At 68.5% G+C, this 17,192-nt stretch carries 17 protein-coding genes; 11 read left to right on the top strand and 6 right to left on the bottom strand.

What is annotated here, in order from left to right; all coding sequences use genetic code 11:
- Nucleotides 1-62 precede the first annotated feature (62 nt).
- Nucleotides 63-1,037, top strand: coding sequence for a non-homologous end-joining DNA ligase (gene ligD / locus ABT304_RS10800; RefSeq protein WP_350715073.1), 975 nt, complete (start codon nucleotides 63-65; stop codon nucleotides 1,035-1,037).
- A 3-nt stretch (nucleotides 1,038-1,040) separates the two neighbouring features.
- Here the strand turns inward: ligD and ABT304_RS10805 are convergent, their stop codons facing one another.
- Both ABT304_RS10805 and ABT304_RS10810 read right to left on the bottom strand, forming a co-directional pair.
- The gene (locus tag ABT304_RS10805; RefSeq protein WP_350715075.1) at nucleotides 1,041-3,311 is read right to left on the bottom strand and encodes an acyltransferase family protein; all 2,271 of its coding nucleotides are present in this window, start codon (nucleotides 3,309-3,311) and stop codon (nucleotides 1,041-1,043) included.
- Nucleotides 3,312-3,375: 64 nt separating this feature from the next.
- Nucleotides 3,376-4,257, bottom strand: coding sequence for a RecB family exonuclease (locus ABT304_RS10810; protein ID WP_350715076.1), 882 nt, complete (start codon nucleotides 4,255-4,257; stop codon nucleotides 3,376-3,378).
- Here ABT304_RS10810 and ABT304_RS10815 point away from each other — a divergent pair.
- The 3 genes from ABT304_RS10815 (at nucleotide 4,256) to arc (ending at nucleotide 8,462) form a co-directional block, all read left to right on the top strand.
- The gene (locus tag ABT304_RS10815) at nucleotides 4,256-5,503 is read left to right on the top strand and encodes a site-2 protease family protein (protein ID WP_350715077.1); all 1,248 of its coding nucleotides are present in this window, start codon (nucleotides 4,256-4,258) and stop codon (nucleotides 5,501-5,503) included. The genes ABT304_RS10810 and ABT304_RS10815 overlap by 2 nt on opposite strands.
- A 55-nt stretch (nucleotides 5,504-5,558) precedes the next feature.
- Entirely contained in the window at nucleotides 5,559-6,548 is a 990-nt protein-coding gene (locus ABT304_RS10820) for a tRNA (adenine-N1)-methyltransferase (protein WP_160023001.1), read from the top strand.
- Nucleotides 6,549-6,698: 150 nt separating this feature from the next.
- Nucleotides 6,699-8,462, top strand: coding sequence for a proteasome ATPase (arc, locus tag ABT304_RS10825; RefSeq protein WP_091041342.1), 1,764 nt, complete (start codon nucleotides 6,699-6,701; stop codon nucleotides 8,460-8,462).
- Between the two features lie 61 nt (nucleotides 8,463-8,523).
- Here arc and ABT304_RS10830 read toward each other — a convergent pair whose 3' ends face one another.
- Together ABT304_RS10830 and ABT304_RS10835 are read right to left on the bottom strand one after the other, a co-directional pair.
- Nucleotides 8,524-8,985, bottom strand: a complete 462-nt coding sequence (locus tag ABT304_RS10830; RefSeq protein ID WP_350715079.1) for a GDYXXLXY domain-containing protein — start codon at nucleotides 8,983-8,985, stop codon at nucleotides 8,524-8,526.
- Nucleotides 8,982-10,151, bottom strand: a complete 1,170-nt coding sequence (locus ABT304_RS10835) for a DUF2157 domain-containing protein (protein WP_350715081.1) — start codon at nucleotides 10,149-10,151, stop codon at nucleotides 8,982-8,984. Before ABT304_RS10835 ends, ABT304_RS10830 begins: the two co-directional genes overlap by 4 nt.
- Before the next feature lie 117 nt (nucleotides 10,152-10,268).
- Between ABT304_RS10835 and ABT304_RS10840 the strand changes: the two genes are divergently transcribed.
- From ABT304_RS10840 to ABT304_RS10850, 3 genes are all read left to right on the top strand, one after another.
- Nucleotides 10,269-10,442, top strand: coding sequence for a hypothetical protein (locus ABT304_RS10840; protein WP_350715082.1), 174 nt, complete (start codon nucleotides 10,269-10,271; stop codon nucleotides 10,440-10,442).
- A gap of 11 nt (nucleotides 10,443-10,453) precedes the next feature.
- Nucleotides 10,454-10,795 (top strand): hypothetical protein, encoded by a 342-nt coding sequence (locus ABT304_RS10845; protein ID WP_350715084.1) that lies wholly within the window; start codon nucleotides 10,454-10,456, stop codon nucleotides 10,793-10,795.
- Nucleotides 10,796-11,011: 216 nt separating this feature from the next.
- Complete coding sequence (locus ABT304_RS10850) at nucleotides 11,012-11,953, top strand: type IV toxin-antitoxin system AbiEi family antitoxin domain-containing protein (protein ID WP_350715086.1); 942 nt, start codon at nucleotides 11,012-11,014, stop codon at nucleotides 11,951-11,953.
- Between the two features lie 45 nt (nucleotides 11,954-11,998).
- On the opposite strand, the gene ABT304_RS10855 is transcribed toward ABT304_RS10850, so the two are convergent.
- Together ABT304_RS10855 and ABT304_RS10860 are read right to left on the bottom strand one after the other, a co-directional pair.
- Entirely contained in the window at nucleotides 11,999-12,694 is a 696-nt protein-coding gene (locus ABT304_RS10855) for a class I SAM-dependent methyltransferase (protein WP_350715088.1), read from the bottom strand.
- A gap of 6 nt (nucleotides 12,695-12,700) precedes the next feature.
- Complete coding sequence (locus ABT304_RS10860) at nucleotides 12,701-13,327, bottom strand: GNAT family N-acetyltransferase (RefSeq protein ID WP_160023013.1); 627 nt, start codon at nucleotides 13,325-13,327, stop codon at nucleotides 12,701-12,703.
- A 223-nt stretch (nucleotides 13,328-13,550) separates the two neighbouring features.
- On the opposite strand from ABT304_RS10860, the gene dop reads away from it, so the two are divergent.
- From dop to prcA, 4 genes are all read left to right on the top strand, one after another.
- Nucleotides 13,551-15,062, top strand: a complete 1,512-nt coding sequence (gene dop / locus ABT304_RS10865; RefSeq protein ID WP_350715090.1) for a depupylase/deamidase Dop — start codon at nucleotides 13,551-13,553, stop codon at nucleotides 15,060-15,062.
- 116 nt (nucleotides 15,063-15,178) lie between these two features.
- On the top strand, nucleotides 15,179-15,376 hold the full coding sequence (locus tag ABT304_RS10870; protein WP_008356645.1) for a ubiquitin-like protein Pup: 198 nt from the start codon (nucleotides 15,179-15,181) through the stop codon (nucleotides 15,374-15,376).
- A gap of 3 nt (nucleotides 15,377-15,379) precedes the next feature.
- Nucleotides 15,380-16,216, top strand: a complete 837-nt coding sequence (gene prcB / locus ABT304_RS10875) for a proteasome subunit beta (protein ID WP_160023017.1) — start codon at nucleotides 15,380-15,382, stop codon at nucleotides 16,214-16,216.
- Nucleotides 16,213-17,067 (top strand): proteasome subunit alpha, encoded by an 855-nt coding sequence (gene prcA / locus ABT304_RS10880; protein WP_160023019.1) that lies wholly within the window; start codon nucleotides 16,213-16,215, stop codon nucleotides 17,065-17,067. The genes prcB and prcA overlap by 4 nt, the downstream gene beginning before the upstream one ends.
- Nucleotides 17,068-17,192: the final 125 nt, after the last annotated feature.

Consider the following 17,192-nt stretch of genomic DNA (forward strand, 5'->3'; position numbering starts at 1 on the left):
GTGAGGATCGAGATGAGCGAGTTTCGTTTCACCGCATCATCTCAGCGCCTACGCTGGCGAGCATGGCCAAGGCATCGCCGTCGGTGGAGATCGAGGTGGACAACCGCGTCGTCAGGATCTCCAACCCCGATCGCGTCTACTTCCCTGAGACCGGTGCGACCAAGCTCGACGTGGCGCAGTACTACCTCGCCGTCGGGCCAGGGATCGTCAATGCGCTCTGGGAGCGGCCGTGCATGCTGCACCGGTTCCCCAAGGGCCTGGCGGGGCCGAAGGTGCACCAGAAGCGGCTGCCGCAGGGGGCGCCCGACTGGATCGAGACCGTACGCCTCTACTTCCCGCGCTGGGGCCGCACCGCCGCCGAGCTCTGCGTGACCGAGCTCGGCGCGGTCATCTGGGCCGTCCAGATGTCGACGGTCGAGTTCCACCCCTGGAACAGCCGACGCGAGGACACCGAGAAGCCCGACGAGTGGCGCATCGACCTCGATCCCGGTCCCGAGTGCCCGTTCTCGACCGTGCAGACGGTGGCGGGCGTCGTACGGGAGCTGCTCGACGAGCTCGGCGCGGTCGGCTACCCGAAGACGAGCGGTGGCTCCGGGATGCACGTGTATGTCCGGATCCCAGCTGAGCACGGATTCCAGGACGTACGCCGCGCCGCGCACGCCTTCGCCCGCGAGGTCGAGCGCCGGGCACCGAAGCTGGTGACCACCGCGTGGTGGCGCAAGGATCGCGACCCGGCGCAGCTGTTCGTCGACTTCAATCAAAATACTCGAGATCACACGATCGCTTGTGCCTACTCGATCCGCGGCGTCCCCGACGGCCGGGTCTCCACCCCGATCACCTGGGAGGAGACCAAGGACGTCGACCCACGTGAGTTCACGATGCGTACGGTGCCGGCACGGTTCGCGGAGATCGGTGACCTGCACGCCGACATCGACGACCACCCGTTCTCGATCCAGCCGCTGCTCGAGTGGGCCGACCGCGACGAGCGCGATGGCGCCGAGACGCCACCCGAGCCCGAGCCCGACCCGGCCCGGTGATGATCACCAGACCTTGAGACGCTCGCCCAGGGTGCGACCGAGCTCCTTGGAGTAGGTCGCGGTGAGGTGGTGGCCGTCGCGATGGGTGATCGTGTCGCCGACGACGGTCGTGCAGATGCCGACGCTGTCGCAGAACATGTCATCGAGGTCGACGGTCTCGACGCGAGCTGACTTGGCCGCCTGCATCTGCAGGTCGGCGCCGTCCTGCTGGCTCTCGAGCGGCTTGTAGGTGCAGGGAGAGAGCGTCTTGTTGCTGCTCAGGCACGTGGCCGGGTCGAACTCGAGCGCCGGTACGTCACGCAGCCACACGGTCCGCTTCGCGACAGGCTTCACCTGGGCCAAGAGCCGCTGGTAGCCGCGATAGACGGCGCGGCGTACGTCTGCGCGGTCGGTGTGGCGGCCCGAGGAGTCGTGGTAGGCGGCGCTGATCGGACGCGACGAGATCAGCAGCAGGTCGGGGCGGAGCTTCTTGACCGAGGAGAGCATGAAGTCGTGGAAGTCGTCGCACGACGTCATCGGGTCGGTGCTGTCGATCTTGTCGGGGGTGACGAGAGAGACGGTGCACTGCGGCATGGCCAGCATGTAGGCGCGGTAGCCGGAGCGCTCGGCGATCTCCTCGACCGCGGGCGTCCAGTGGCGGGCGTGGGAGTCGCCGATGACCACGATCGTCTTCTCGGCGTCGGCGTCACCGCGCGGGCACAGCTTGCGTACGTTCGTCGAGTAGTAGTTGCACTCACCGACCGACTCCACGTCGTCGGAGAGGTTGGTGAGGCCCGGCTTCAGGTTGGTCGGGATCGCCTGGTTCTTGCGGGCCGCGAGCACCGAGGCCTTCAGCAGCGCCGGGAGCGGGTCGGGCTCCTGCGCCTTGGCGGCGGGCGGCGCGGCGCTCGAGGCGGGCCGGTCGGGCTGCTTGGACGGTCCGGCGGACCCGGAGGAATCGGCCTCGGCCAGCGTGATCGCCGGCTGGTAGCCGTCGCGGGCGGTCCCGGTGGCGTAGGTGTTGGCACCGAAGCAGGTCACCGCGACCAGGGTGATGCTCAGCGGGTAGAGCGCCACCGGACCCAGCGCGGCGGCTCGACCGAACGCCGGACGGCGCCAGAGGATGCCGCGCCGGAACGGCTCCTCGATGTAGTGGTAGGAGAGTCCGGCCAGCCCGAACGCCAGCGCCACCAGGAGCACCTGCTCCCACCAGCGCAGCTCGCGGCCCAGCTGCAGCTCGGCGAGGACCAGCACGGGGAAGTGCCACAGATAGAGCGAGTAGGACCAATTGCCGATCACCTGCAGCGGCGGCACCGACAGCAGCCGGCCGACCACCGTCGGGCCGTGCCACAGCGTGCCGGCCACGATGATGAAGACGCTGCCGAGCACTGGCACCAGCGCTGGGGTGCCGGGGAACGGGGTCGCGTCGTTGAACTGCAGGCAGGCACAGATGATGAAGAACATCCCGAACGCGGAGAGCACCTGCGCCCGCCACCGCGCGGTGGCGTCCTGGGTCCCGCCGTCACGGAACGCGATCGCCGCGATCGCGCCCAGGCCGAGCTCCCAGGCGCGGGTGAACGGCGAGAAGTACGCCGCCTCCGGGCTGGTCCGGGTCAGCACCGCCGATGCCAGCAGCGATGCCACGATGACCACGCCGAGAGCGATGACCAGCACGCGCCTGCGCCCGCGCTGGTCGATGGGGCCGTCCGTGGCTGCGTTCCGGCTGCGCCGCTTCATCGCCCACAGGCAGCCCAGGATCACCAGGGGCCAGACCAGGTAGAACTGCTCCTCGACCGCGAGGGACCAGAAGTGCTGCAGCGGTGAGGGCGGCAGCGCCGCCGAGAAGTAGTCGGTCTCCAGCGACGCGAACCGGAAGTTGGCGGCGAACGCCGCCGACCACAGCGCGTCGAGGGCGATCTCCCGAGTGCGTACGAAGCCCAGGAAGAGGGCCGCGTAGACGACCGTCGCGAGGAGCACCACGGTCGCGGCCGGCAGGATCCGGCGGGCCCGGCGCGCGTAGAAGCCAAGCAGGCTGACCCGGCCCTCGGTGCGTACCTGCCGCATGAGCTGCTGGGTGATCAGGAAGCCCGAGATCGCGAAGAAGACGTCGACGCCGACGAAGCCGCCGGTCAGCGACCCGAAGCCGACATGCAGCGCCACGACCGCGAGCACCGCGATCGCGCGGAGCCCCTGGATGTCGGGACGGTGCCGAGACGAGGTCGCGCTCCCGCTGGTCGAGCCGGTGGACGAGTCCGTCGAGCCCACGAGCAGCCGCACCTCCTCAGCCAAGCGCATTCGTCACATTCGTCGCGACGATAACTCCCGCAACCTGTCGATCCTGGTAGACGCGCCTACGGCCCTAGTCGAGATCGCGGTCGTCACCTGCCGCCACGGGGCCGGGGGCCGGTGGAAGCGGGGGAGGAGTGCCACCGAAGGCGGGACACAGCGACTTGTGGGCGCACCACCCGCACAGCCGTCCCGGGTTGGGCTGCCAGTCGCCGGTCTCCTGGGCGGTGCGGATGGCCCGCCAGATCGCCTCGGCCTTCCGCTCGGTGGCCAGCAGGTCGTCCTCGTCGGGCACATAACGCAGGATGTCGCCGGAGCCGAGGTAGATCAGCTGCAGCATCGCCGGCACCACGCCCCGGGTGCGCCAGATCACCAGGGCGTAGAACTTGAGCTGGAACAGCGCCTTCGCCTCGTACGCCTCGCTGGGCACGCGGCCCGACTTGTAGTCCACCACCCGGATCCGGCCGTCGGGAGCGACGTCGACACGGTCGATGAACCCGCGCAGCAGCAGCTTGGAGTCGAGCAGCGCCTCGACGTAGTGCTCGCGCTCGGCGGGCTCCAGGCGTCGCGGGTCCTCCAGGTCGAAGTAGCGCCGCAGCACCTGCCGGCACGACTCCAGCCAGTCCTCCTCCGCGCCCTCGGTCTCTGAGGTGAACAGCGTCGCCAGGGCCGGGTCGAGGCTGCGTACGTCCTCCCACGCCTGCTCCACCATCGACCTCGCCTGCCGGGGCGTGCGCTCGGGAGCGGGCAGGTCGAAGAGGTCCTCGAGCACCTTGTGCACCACGGTCCCGCGTGCGGCCGCCTCCGAGGGCGGCTCGGGCAGCTGGTCGATCGTGCGGAACCGGTAGAGCAGCGGGCACGAGGTGAAGTCGCTCGCGCGGCTCGGTGAGAGCGACCCCAGCACGTTGACGCCGTCGACCGCGGTCGACAGCGATTCGGCAGGTGAGGTGCTCATGACGTCGACAGTATTCGCCAGCACCGACAACCGGGTCGACACCACCCGACAACCGCTGCTCAAGTACGCTCGGGATGTGGCAGACCCTGACCCACGCCCCGGCGGCGACAAGCCGGTCGAAGAGGCGCCCACCTCCCGAGTCCCGGGCACGATCAAGGTCGGTTCCGTCGCCGGCAGCGACGTCCTGGTGACGCCGTCCTGGTTCCTGATCGCGGCGCTGATCGCCTGGTTGATGGCGCCCCGGATCAATGCGGTGGAGCCGGGTCTGGGCTGGTTGACGTACGTCGCCGGCTTCGCCTTCGCGGTCGTCCTCTACGGCGCCGTCCTGCTCCACGAGGCGGCGCACGCGGTCGTCGCCAAGCGGCTCGGCTACCCCGTGGGCGCGATCATGCTCCACTTCCTCGGCGGCGCGACCGCCGTGGAGAAGGAGGCGAAGCGGCCCCGCGACGAGTTCTGGATCGCCGTCGTCGGACCGCTGGTCTCGCTGGCCGTCGCCGCCGCTGCCTTCGGTGTCTCCTTTCTCACCCCTGGCGGCCTGATCGGACTGTTCATCACCGGCCTGTGGTTCACCAACATGTTCGTCGGCGTGCTCAACCTCGTCCCCGGCCTGCCCCTCGACGGCGGCCGGTTGCTCAAGGCGGGGGTGTGGGCCGCGACCGGCGACATCAACCGTGGCAACATCGTCGCCGGCTGGGCCGGCCGGGTCCTCGCGGTGATCGTGCTGCTGTGGCCCTTCACCCAGGGTCAGATCCTCGGCGTCCAGCCCGACCTCACCGACTACGTCCTCGCTGTGATCATCGGCGTCTTCCTCTGGAGCGGTGCCTCCGCGGCGATCATGTCGGGGAGGGCGCGCATGCGGCTCCCGCTGCTCGTCGCCCGCGACCTCGCCCGCCGCACCCTGGCCGTGCCCGCCGACCTTCCCCTGGCCGAGGCCGTACGCCGTGCCCAGGAGGCCGAAGCCGGCAGCATCGTCACGGTGAGCAGCGGCGGCGAGCCGATCGGTCTCGTCCACGAGGGCGCGCTGCTGGCGACCCCGGAGGACCGTCGTCCCTGGATGGCCACCTCGACGGTCACCCGACAGCTCGAGGACGGCCTTACCCTCCCGGCCGACATCGACGGGGAGTCCCTGATCCAGGCGATCTCCAAGACCCCGGCACCCGAATACCTCCTGGTCGAGCCCGACGGCTCGATCTACGGCGTACTGGTCACCTCCGACGTGGACGCCGCCTTCCGCGCGGGAGCCTGAGCCGGACCGAGCCGCGGTTTGCCGAGTTGGCCGGGAAAACGGGTAGCCTCGGCGGGTGTCAAGCGCTGATATTCCAGACATTCCGGCCGAGGCCCGAGCGGGCGTACACCGCGGGCCGCTCCGCGAGGGCGAGTGGGTGCGGCTGACCGACACCAAGGGTCGCCGCCACAACTTCGAGCTCGTCGCCGGCAAGCGCTTCTTCTCCAACAAGGGCCACATCGACCACGACGAGCTGATCGGCCGCGAGGAGGGCTTCACCGTCACCGCCTCCACCGGAGGTGAGTACCTGGTCTTCCGCCCGCTTCTGTCGGAGTTCGTGGTCTCGATGCCGCGCGGTGCCGCCGTGGTCTACCCCAAGGACGCCGCCCAGATCGTCGCCATGGCCGACATCTTCCCGGGCGCCTCCGTCGTGGAGGCCGGGGTCGGCTCCGGTGCCCTGACCTGCTCGCTCCTGCGTGCGGTGGGCCCGTTCGGCAAGGTCACCTCCTTCGAGCGCCGCGAGGAGTTCGCCGAGGTCGCCCGCAAGAACGTCGACCAGTTCTTCGGCACCCCGGCGGGGGAGTCCCACCCGAGCTGGTCGCTCAACCTGGGAGACCTCCAGGAGGAGCTGCCGCGCCAGCAGATCCGCTGCGACCGGCTGATCCTCGACATGCTCGCTCCGTGGGAGTGCGTCGACGCGGCGGCCGAGGCGCTCTACCCGGGCGGCATGGTCTGCGCGTACGTCGCGACCACCACCCAGCTGTCCCGCTTCGTCGAGACGGTCCGTGCCCACGGCGGGTTCACCGAGCCGCAGGCGTGGGAGTCGCTCGTGCGCGACTGGCACGTCGAGGGTCTCGCGGTCCGGCCGGGTCACAAGATGATCGGCCACACCGCCTTCCTGGTGACGGCGCGAAGGCTGGCTCCGGGCGAGCGCGCCCCGCGCAAGACACGCCGACCTGCCCCCGGTGCGTACGGATCCGACTACACCGGTCCGCGCCCGGCCGACATGCCGGCTCCCGAGCCCGTCGTCGAGGTCCTGCCCGAGGACGGCGCCGAGCTGGACTGAGTCCGTCCTGCAACCGTGCACATCTTTCCGGTGTGCCACGGGTTGACACGAACTTGGCCGTTGTCGACGAATAGTGTCCAACACCGGTAAATCCTTCTCCTCTCCTGCCCCTCACCCTTGTAGGGTCGAGGGAGTAGAGGAGGTGTGCTGATGTCGACATCCGATGGATTCCATTCCGAGGGGCGCAGCCCCGAGGAGCTCGAGAGTCATGTCCGTTTCCTCGAAGCTGAGGTGACCGACCTGCGGCACAGACTGACTGAGATGCCCGGATCTTCGCGTGGCCTGGAGGCGCGGCTCGCTGATGCGCAGCGCTCCCTGGCCGCCGTGACGTCGCAGAACGAGCGACTCACCGTCACGCTTCGGGATGCCCGAGACCAGATCATCAAGCTCAAGGAGGAGGTCGACCGGCTGGCACAGCCGCCAGCAGGCTTCGGCACCTTCATCGAGCGCAACGAGGACGACTCGATCGATGTCTTCACCGGTGGGCGCAAGCTCCGGGTGACCGCATCGCCCAACGTCGACCTCGACGAGCTGCGCTATGGCCAGGAGGTCATGCTCAACGAGGCGCTGAACGTCGTGGCCGCGATGGAGTTCGAGAAGGTCGGCGAGGTGGTGATGTTCAAGGAGCTGCTCGCCGACGGTGAGCGCGCCCTGGTGATCGCCAACGCCGACGAGGAACGCGTCGTACGGCTCGCTGAGCCGCTCCTGCAGGACGCTATTCGCGCGGGTGACTCGTTGCTGCTCGAACCGCGATCGGGCTATGTCTACGAGAAGGTGCCGAAGTCCGAGGTCGAGGAGCTCGTCCTGGAGGAGGTGCCCGACATCTCCTACGAGTCGATCGGTGGCCTCGCCGGCCAGATCGAGCAGATCCAGGACGCGGTCGAGCTGCCGTACCTCTACCCCGACCTCTTCATCGAGCACCAGCTCAAGCCGCCCAAGGGTGTGCTGCTCTACGGTCCTCCGGGCTGTGGCAAGACCCTGATCGCGAAGGCTGTCGCCAACAGCCTCGCGAAGAAGGTCGCCGCGAAGACGGGAGCGGACGGCAAGTCCTACTTCCTCAACATCAAGGGCCCCGAGCTCCTCAACAAGTACGTCGGTGAGACCGAGCGCCACATCCGCCTGGTCTTCCAGCGGGCTCGTGAGAAGGCCGCGGCCGGCACCCCGGTGATCGTCTTCTTCGACGAGATGGACTCGCTGTTCCGTACGCGTGGCACCGGTGTCTCCTCCGACGTGGAGAACACCATCGTCCCGCAGCTCCTCTCCGAGATCGACGGTGTCGAGGCCCTGGAGAACGTGCTGGTGATCGGTGCCTCCAACCGTGAGGACATGATCGACCCGGCGATCCTGCGCCCGGGCCGTCTGGACGTGAAGATCAAGATCGAGCGTCCCGATGCCGAGGGTGCTCGTGACATCTTCTCGAAGTACCTCGTCCCCGACCTGCCGCTGCACCCGACCGACGTGGGCGAGTTCAACGGCGACAAGCAGGCCACCGTCGACGAGCTGATCCGCACGGTCGTCGAGCGGATGTACACGGAGTCCGAGGAGAACCGCTTCCTGGAGGTCACCTACGCCAACGGTGACAAGGAGATCCTCTACTTCAAGGACTTCAACTCCGGTGCGATGATTCAGAACATCGTCGACCGGGCCAAGAAGATGGCCATCAAGTCGTTCTTGGACTCCGGCGAGGACTCCGGCCAGAAGGGCCTGCGGGTGCAGCACCTGCTCCAGGCCTGCGTGGACGAGTTCAAGGAGAACGAGGACCTCCCCAACACCACCAACCCCGACGACTGGGCCCGCATCTCCGGCAAGAAGGGCGAGCGGATCGTCTTCATCCGCACGCTCATCACCGGCAAGCAGGGCACCGAGCCCGGCCGTTCGATCGAGCAGGTCTCCAACACCGGTCAGTACCTGTAGAAGAGCCTGTACGCAGGGCCCGCTGCCTTCGTGGCAGCGGGCCCTGTGCGTGGGACCTGTGTCAGCGCACCTGGACCGAGACGAGCGCCGCGTTGCCACGCGAGTCGACTTTCACCACCGCGACGGCATCGCCACCGTTGACAGCGGACTCGATCTCCCCAGCCCGGTCCTGGGGGACGAAGAAACTCTCGATGCCGCAGCTGAGTCGCCAGCCGTCGTCGTGGCACTTCAGGAACGGGCCCTCGGCAGGCACCTTGGTCGACGCAGAGGTGGCCTTCCAGACCTTGCCGCCTCGTGCCAGCGAGACGTACACGTCCTCGGTCTTCTCGGTCGTACGACTGCTGATGTCGGTGTAGGCGAGGTTGACGTAGGCACCTCGGAAGGGGTCGATCGGATCGACCGGCTCGACGCGGAGCCGGATCTCCTCACCGGCGATGCGCGCGGAGAGCTGGTCGGCGACGGCGAAGCCGACGAGGCCCAGGTTGAGGAGGCAGACGAGCGCGACCCACGGGCGAGTGTTCATGAGAGCGCCTCACTGAGGTTGGCGGCCACGCCTCGTCGGGCGCGGTCGAAGACGAAGCCGGTGGCCAGCAGGAGCACGCCGAGCATCAGGAACAGGGTCGCGCCGGACATGATCGGCGCGAAGACGGCGAAGCTCTGCATGGTCGTGAAGACGACCAGCGCCCCGGTGGCGAGCACGACGAGCAGCGTCCGGTCGCGCACAGAGCCGTCGACGGCGACTCCGCCGGCGACGAGGACGTACACCGCGATGCTGACGAACGCCGACAGCCACGCCTCGCCCGACACGGTGTCGAGGTCGTCCACGTGCGGGTCCCAAGCGACCAGCGCGAGCCCGATCGGCACGATGAGCACAGCGGCCAGCACCTCCCACCGCGACAGCCCGCTCGTACGTCCCAGGGCCACCGCCACCAGGAGTGCGGCGATCACCAGCGCCGCGAGGAGGGTGCTGCTCCACGCCAGGTCGCGGTCGCCGATCTGCGGGATCGCAGCGACGAAGAGGCCACCCAGGACGAGTACGCCGCCCGCGAGCCGCCACACCTGGCCGAACGACTCCCTGCGTCGATCGTGGAGTGCTGCCATCGCGGTCGCCACCACGCCCCCGACGAGCACCGCGAACACGCCGGCGAACGTGCTCTCGCTGCTCGCCACGACCTGCCAGTCGAACCAGATCATCGTGGTCACGATGCCGACGACCAACGGGGCCACGGAGGCGCTCGCGTAGGCGTAGAGAAGCGCCCCGACTCCCCAGAGCCCCACCAGGGTCGGCTCGTACGCCGGCACCTGGAGGCTCTGCGCGGCCTGGAAGATCACCCCGCCGAAGGCGATCGCCGCGATTCCGCGAAACGCGCCGCGTAGGGGGCGGGAGAGAGCGAGCGTCTCCGCGGCGGCGGTGAACGCGAGCCAGACCACGACGATCCCCATGAACCGCACCAGTGGGGAGAGCTCGTCGAGGTTGGTCGCCACGAGCCACAGCAGCCCGACTCCCAGGAACGCACCACCGAGGTAGGAGATGACCCGCGTCAGCGAGCCGGTCCGAGAGGCTACGTACTGCCTCATGATGGTGCCGGCGGTCTGCTCGGTGAGGATGCCATCGTCCACCCAGCGGGCGACCTCGTCGTTCAGCCAGTCGAACCGCCTCGGCGCGATGGGCCGTGCTCCTGTGTCCATGTGACCATTGCAGCGGTTCGCGCGCGGGCGGCGCGTGAGCATACGTACTCAACTCTGGCGGGGTCTATTCGGCTGCGGGTAGGCCGCCCGCGGCGCTAGTGTTTGAGAGTTCGCGGGATGGCCCGCACCGGATGGGGGAATCAGATGGCGTCGTGGTTGCTGGTCATTGCCGGAGCTGTCGTGCTCGGGGCAGTGGTCACCGTCGTGGCGCTGGTCTGGGCCCTGTCCCGACGAGCCGAGCCGGGTGGCGTGATCGTCTCGAACACCGACGCCCAGCAACTGAATCGCTAAGGTTGACTGAAGTGGCAGACGAGATGGCGCGCAAGGACATCGAGGCAGGTCTGGAGACCCGCCATGAGCTGGGGGACGCGTTCGACGCCGAACTGGTATCCGGCTTCGCCGACCGTATCGAGAAGACCGTCCAGGAGCGGGTCGGCGCCACCGCCGCCGCCCGCACCCTCGCCGAGCGCAACGAGTCGCGTACGTCGGTCTTCCAGTTCGTCCTGGGCGCAGGTTCGGCCGTGGCAGGCATCCCGATCAGCATCACCCTCGGCGTCACCGACAACCTCGGCGCCCTGGTGATCTCCTGGGTCGGCCTCGTCGGCGTCAACGTCGCTCACGCGCTGCGTACGCGCAAGCGCTGAGGGGCGCTGGTGGTCCTCCAGCAAGGTGTGCAGACGAAGTAACACATCCCGTGCGGAGTTCCGCTGGGGATGTGCGCCTTGATCTGCATACCTTGACGAAGGAACACGACGTACGCCGGGCCACCTGCCGTCCACACTCCCGGTTCGATCGGGAGTTATCCACAGGGCGGGGGATTGGGCTTTCTCACCTCGAGCCGCGGCGTGAAGGTTGCGGCCATGGACGCACTTCAGTACTTCATCGAGCGAGATGGCTTCTTCACCACCCAGATGGCGCTGGAGGTGGGATACGCGAAGCGGGACATCACTCGCATGACGCGCTCGGGGGAGTGGCACCGCATCCGCCGCGGTGCGTACGCCCCGGGAGCCACTTGGCTCGAGTTCGACGAGGTCGCGCGACATCAGGTCAGATCTCGAGCGGTGATGCGGTCGCTGGGCGACGCCGTGGCGTTGAGTCACACGTCCGCCGTCGTCGCCCATGGCATCGACATCTGGAACCTGCCGCTGGACCGGGTGCATGTGACTCGCCTCGATGGCGGAGCCGGTCGGATCGAAGGTGACGTCGTCCACCACGAGGGTTTCAGCCTGGACCACGAGGTGGTGGCTGCCGACGGGATGAAGGCGGTGCTCCCCGAGCGATGCGTGCTCGAAGCGGCATCTCGCGTCGACACCGAGACCGCCTGGTGCCTGCTGGACGCCGGTCTGCGGAGCGGGACGTTCGATCGAGACGGCCTGAAGGCGGCGTACGAGGTCGTCGAGCACTGGCCGTTCATGCACCGAGTGGGAGGCCTTGTCCCCTTTGCCGATGGAAGGTCCGGTTCGATCGGAGAGTCTCGTGGAAAGCATCTGTTCCGCTCCTTCGGCCTCCCGCAGCCGCAGCTCCAGTACGAGGTGCGTCGAGCTGACGGCTCGATCGCCGGAGTGACCGACTGGGCCTGGCCCGAGTTCGGCCTGCTGGGCGAGTTCGACGGACGGGTCAAGTACGGCCGCCTGCTCAAGCCGGGCCAGGATCCCGGCGATGTCGTCTTCGAGGAGAAGAGGCGCGAGGACGAGCTGCGCGAGCTGACTGGCTTCTGGATGATCCGCCTGATCTGGAGCGACTTCGCCAACCCCGCTGTCACCGCTGCTCGCATACGACGCGCGCTTCGAAGAGCAAGCTGAGTCAGCGACAGAACCCGTCGCCCCACAGGTGCCCTCGTTCCTTCGTCAAGGTATGCAGACGAAGTCACACATCCCGTGCGGACCTCCGCTAGGGATGTGTTCCCTCACCTGCATACCTTGACGAAGGAACCGCCCGCCCGACCGAGAGATACCCCCACGGCCGCGAGAACGACGGTCCAGGGAGGTAGGACTGCTCCAGGCGGTCGAAGGTGAAGCCGGCGGCCTCGATGAGCCGCGGGATGTCGCGGTCGAGGTGGCAGCCGCCGAAGAGGCGCTGCTGGAGGCCGTCCAGGCGGTGCTGCCAGCGGGCGACGCCGGGTCGGGGGAGAGGCCGTGCTCGACGAAGCCGATGGTGCCGCCGGGACGCAGGACGCGGCGCATCTCGGACAGGGTGCCGGCGACGTCGGGGATGGTGCACAGCGAGAAGGTGACCAGCCCCGTGTCGACCGAAGAGTCGGCGAGCGGGAGCCGGGCGCCGTCGAGGCCGACGCGGCTCACCGGGACCGATGAGCCCGAACGGCGCGAGGCCGAGAGCTGCCAGGCGACGTCGGAGGGCTCGACGGCGACGATCTCGGTGACCTCGGATGGATAGAGGCCGATGTTGCCCCCGCTGCCGAAGCCGATCTCGACGACCTGGCCGCGGAGACCCTCACAGGCCTGCCGACGCAGCGGCGCGAGCTGCTCGATCCCGCAGGTGCGGTCCACGATGTGGGGCACCACCCGCGCTTCCCAGAGTCCCATGGGGGCTCACTCTTCCATCTCGCCGGTCCATTGGACACCGAGCAGCATCGAGTCCTCGCCCTCGACGAGCGTGGTGAAGCCGACGCGCCTGTAGAACCCGATCGCGCGGGTGTTGCCGGCGGCGACGCCGAGGTGCGCACCGCGTACGCCGGCGACGTGGAAGGCGCCGAGCATCATCCCGATCAGCTCCTTGCCGACGCCCTGGCCCTGGGCGCGGGGGAGCAGGTTGATGTGCAGGTGTGCCGGGAACTCGCTGAGGATCTCGCCCAGCATCCGCGGTGGGCGGTGGATCTGGGAGCGGAGCCGGGCGTTCCAGTCGTTCCGGTCGTGATCGGGCCCCGGATCGGGGTTGACGACGCGGAGCGCGGGCCACCAGTCCTCCTCGCACTCCTTCTCGAAGGCGCGGGTGAACGGGGTGCCGACGACGTAGCCCACCACGCCCTCGGAGTCGACCGCCACGAACCCGAGCCCGAGACGCAGCACGATGTAGGGAGCGGCGTAGACGTTCCCCAGCAATCGGGGGTCGTCGTAGAACTCGGTGGCGTCCTCACCCGAGGCCCCGGTGAGCAGGCAGATCGAGTAGAGGTCGTCGAGGTCGTCGGCAGTGGCCCGCCGGATCTCAGGAGTTCCCATGGCCCAACCTCACCATGACCGCTGCCACGCTCCCTTCACTAGGTCTCCTCCTGGTGCCGCCCAGCCGAACAACGTCGGGCAACCTCAGCGTGGCGTGTGGATGCTCACGTGCCTTCGTGCACATGGCCGGTAGCCTTGCAGGCATGAGCGAGCGTCAGCGAGCGACAGTCGGCCTCATGCCGCCACGTCCGTATTCTTGCGCTTGCGCTACGGAGGTGGCGGGATGAGCGTACGACGGGTGATGGGCACGGAGGTCGAATACGGAATTTCCGTGGCCGGACAGCCCCAGGCCAACCCGATGGTGGCGTCCTCGCAGGTCGTCAATGCGTACGCATCCTCGACTCTGACGGCGAGGAGAGCGCGCTGGGACTTCGAGGAGGAGTCGCCGCTGCGCGACGCGCGCGGCTTCGACATGTCGCGGCAGGTGGCCGATCCCAGCCAGCTCACCGACGAGGATCTCGGGCTCGCCAACGTCATCCTCACCAACGGCGCCCGGCTCTACGTCGACCACGCCCACCCGGAGTTCTCCTGCCCCGAGGTGACCAACCCGCTGGACGCGGTGCGCTGGGACAAGGCCGGCGAGCAGGTGATGCTCGACGCCTCCCGTGCGGCCGCGCGGCTGCCGGGCAACCCGCAGATCCACCTCTACAAGAACAACACCGACAACAAGGGTGTCTCCTACGGTGCGCACGAGAACTTCCTCATGCGCCGCTCGACCGCGTTCGCCGACATCGTCAAGCACCTGACCCCGTTCTTCGTCTCCCGGCAGGTCTTCGCCGGCGCCGGGCGGGTCGGGATCGGCCAGGAGCGCCCCAAGCACGGCTTCCAGATCTCCCAGCGCGCCGACTTCTTCGAGGTCGAGGTCGGGCTGGAGACCACGCTCAAGCGGCCGATCATCAACACCCGCGACGAGCCCCACGCCGACCCGGAGAAGTACCGCCGCCTCCACGTGATCCTGGGCGACGCCAACCTCGCCGAGATCTCGACGTACCTCAAGGTCGGGAGTACGTCGCTGGTGCTCGCCATGATCGAGGACGGCTACATCACCCGTGACCTCAGTGTCGACGGCCCGGTCTCGGCGCTGCGCGCGGTCTCTCACGACCCGTCGCTGAAGCAGCTGATCACGCTCAAGGACGGTCGCAGGCTGACCGGTGTCCAGCTGCAGATGGAGTATCTGGACCTGGCCAAGAAGTTCGTCGAGGAGCGCTACGGCTCCGACGCCGACTACCAGACCAAGGACGTCCTGGAGCGCTGGGAGTCGGTGCTCGACCGCCTCGAGCGCGACCCGATGGAGTGCGCCACCGAGCTCGACTGGGTGGCCAAGTACAAGCTCCTCCTCGGCTACCGGGACCGTGACGGCCTGGAATGGGACGACCCCAAGCTCCACCTGATCGACCTGCAGTACGCCGACATCCGCCCCGAGAAGGGCCTCTACCACCGTCTCGTCCGCGCCGGGCGGATCCAGCGCCTGATGACCGACGACCTGGTGGAGAAGGCGATGCACGAGCCGCCGAGCGACACCCGGGCCTACTTCCGCGGCCGCTGCCTGGAGAAGTACTCCGAGAACGTCGCCGCGGCGAGCTGGGACTCGGTCATCTTCGACCTGCCCGGGCGCGAGTCGCTGCAGCGGGTGCCGACCATCGACCCGCTGCGCGGCACGAAGAAGCACGTCGGTGGCCTGCTCGACTCCTCCGAGACCGCCGTCGACCTGTTCAACCGGCTGACCGGTTCCTGAGCGTCGATCGCGACTCGTGCCACATCTCGGCCCAACGTTCGACTTCTGCTTCCTCCCGTAGCGAAATCGGGCATTGTTTCCTCAGGTTTGTCGGTGCTAGTGGATAGGTTGAAGACATGGCACAGGAGCAGAAGCAGCCGAAGAAGTCCTCCGAGACGGAGGAGTCCGTCGAGACCGCGCCCGAGACCGATGTGAATGAGCGCAAGGAAGCGCTTGACTCCGACGTCGACGACATCCTGGACGAGATCGACGACGTCCTGGAGACCAACGCCGAGGACTTCGTGAAGTCCTTCATCCAGAAGGGCGGGCAGTAGTAGATGTCCGAATCCCGTATCCCGGCTGCCTACATGACGCCGGGCACCTCGTCCTTTGCCGATTTCCTGACGGCTCAGTCCCCGGAGCTGCTCCCGCGACGCGACGCGGCTGCGGGCAGTCTGAGCGACATCGCCCCGCACGGCACCACGATCGTCGCGGCCACCTTCCCCGGTGGCGTGATCATCGCCGGTGACCGGCGGGCGACGCAGGGCAACCTGATCGCCGAGCGCGACATGCGCAAGGTCTTCCCGTCCGACGAATACTCCGCGGTCGGCATCGCCGGCTCCGCGGGGCTCGCGGTCGAGCTGGTCAAGCTCTTCCAGACCGAGCTGGAGCACTACGAGAAGATCGAGGGCACCACGCTCTCGATCGAGGGCAAGGCCAGCCGGCTCTCCGCCCTGGTGCGGGGCAACCTCCCGATGGCCATGCAGGGCCTGGTGGTGGTGCCGCTCTTCGTCGGGTTCGACCCTGATTCCGGCAAGGGGAAGATCTATGGGTACGACCCGACCGGCGGCCGTTACGAGCAGACCGGATACTCCGGCGTCGGGTCCGGCTCGCTGTTCGCCAAGGGCGCCCTGAAGAAGCTCTACCGGCCCGACCTCGACGAGGCCACCCTGGTCGCGGTGCTGGTCCAGGCGCTCTACGACGCGGCCGACGACGACTCGGCCACCGGCGGCCCGGACCTGTCCCGCAAGCTCTTCCCGCTGGTCCACGTGATCACCGCCGACGGCGGGCGTACGCTGCCCGACGCCGAGGTCGCGGCGGTTGCCGAGACCGTCATCACCGGGAGGCTGCAGCGGCCCGACGGTCCCATCGCCGAGCTGGAGGGTGGCCGATGAGCACTCCGTTCTATGTCTCTCCCGAGCAGCTGATGCGCGACCGCGCGGACTTCGCGCGCAAGGGCATCTCCCGGGGTCGGGCGCTGGTCTCGCTGCAGTACGCCGACGGCATCGTGTTCGCCTCCGAGAACCCCTCGGCGGCCCTGCACAAGGTGAGCGAGATCTATGACCGGATCGCCTTCGCGGCGGTCGGGCGCTACAACGAGTTCGAGAACCTCCGCATCGCCGGGGTGCGGCTGGCCGACATGCGCGGCTACGCCTACGACCGGCGGGACGTCACCGGGCGTGGCCTGGCCAACGCCTATGCGCAGACCCTCGGCACGATCTTCTCCTCGGGTGGGGAGAAGCCCTACGAGGTCGAGCTGTTCGTCGGTGAGATCGGTGACTCCGCCGAGGACGACCAGCTCTACCGGCTCACCTACGACGGCCAGGTCGTCGACGAGCACGGCTTCGCCGCCATCGGTGGTGCCGCCGAGGCCGTGGGTGGCTACCTCAAGGAGCGCTACACCGAGGGTGCCTCGCTCGAGGACGCCATCAAGCTGGCGGTCGCCGCGCTCGGCCACACCGACACCGACGACCGCGAGATCGCCGCCAAGGACCTCGAGGTCGCGGTCCTCGACCGCAACCGCACCCAGCCGCGCAAGTTCCGCAGGATCCGGCCGGCGACGCTGCTCGAGATCCTCGGCTCCGCCGTCGCGACCCCAGAGGTCGAGCCGGCCAAGCCGGCCGCCGTCGAGCCGCCCGCCGACAAGCCGGCGGAGAAGCCGGCTGAGAAGCCGGTCAGCGACGCGCCGCTCGCCCCGCCCCCCGACGACGACGGCGAGCCGCCGATCGCCCCGCCGCTCGACTGAGCCCAGAAGCCGGGGAGTCTCAGGCGCACCCGGTGGGCCGGGGAAAACCCCGCGTAGCGTTGTGTGCGATCTACGCGAGACCGGCGGCGGCGACAGATAGGAAGAGCGGCGGGGAGGGGAAGAGT

The sequence above is a fragment of the Nocardioides sp. NPDC000445 genome, from assembly GCF_040300245.1.
GTDB lineage: Bacteria > Actinomycetota > Actinomycetes > Propionibacteriales > Nocardioidaceae > Nocardioides.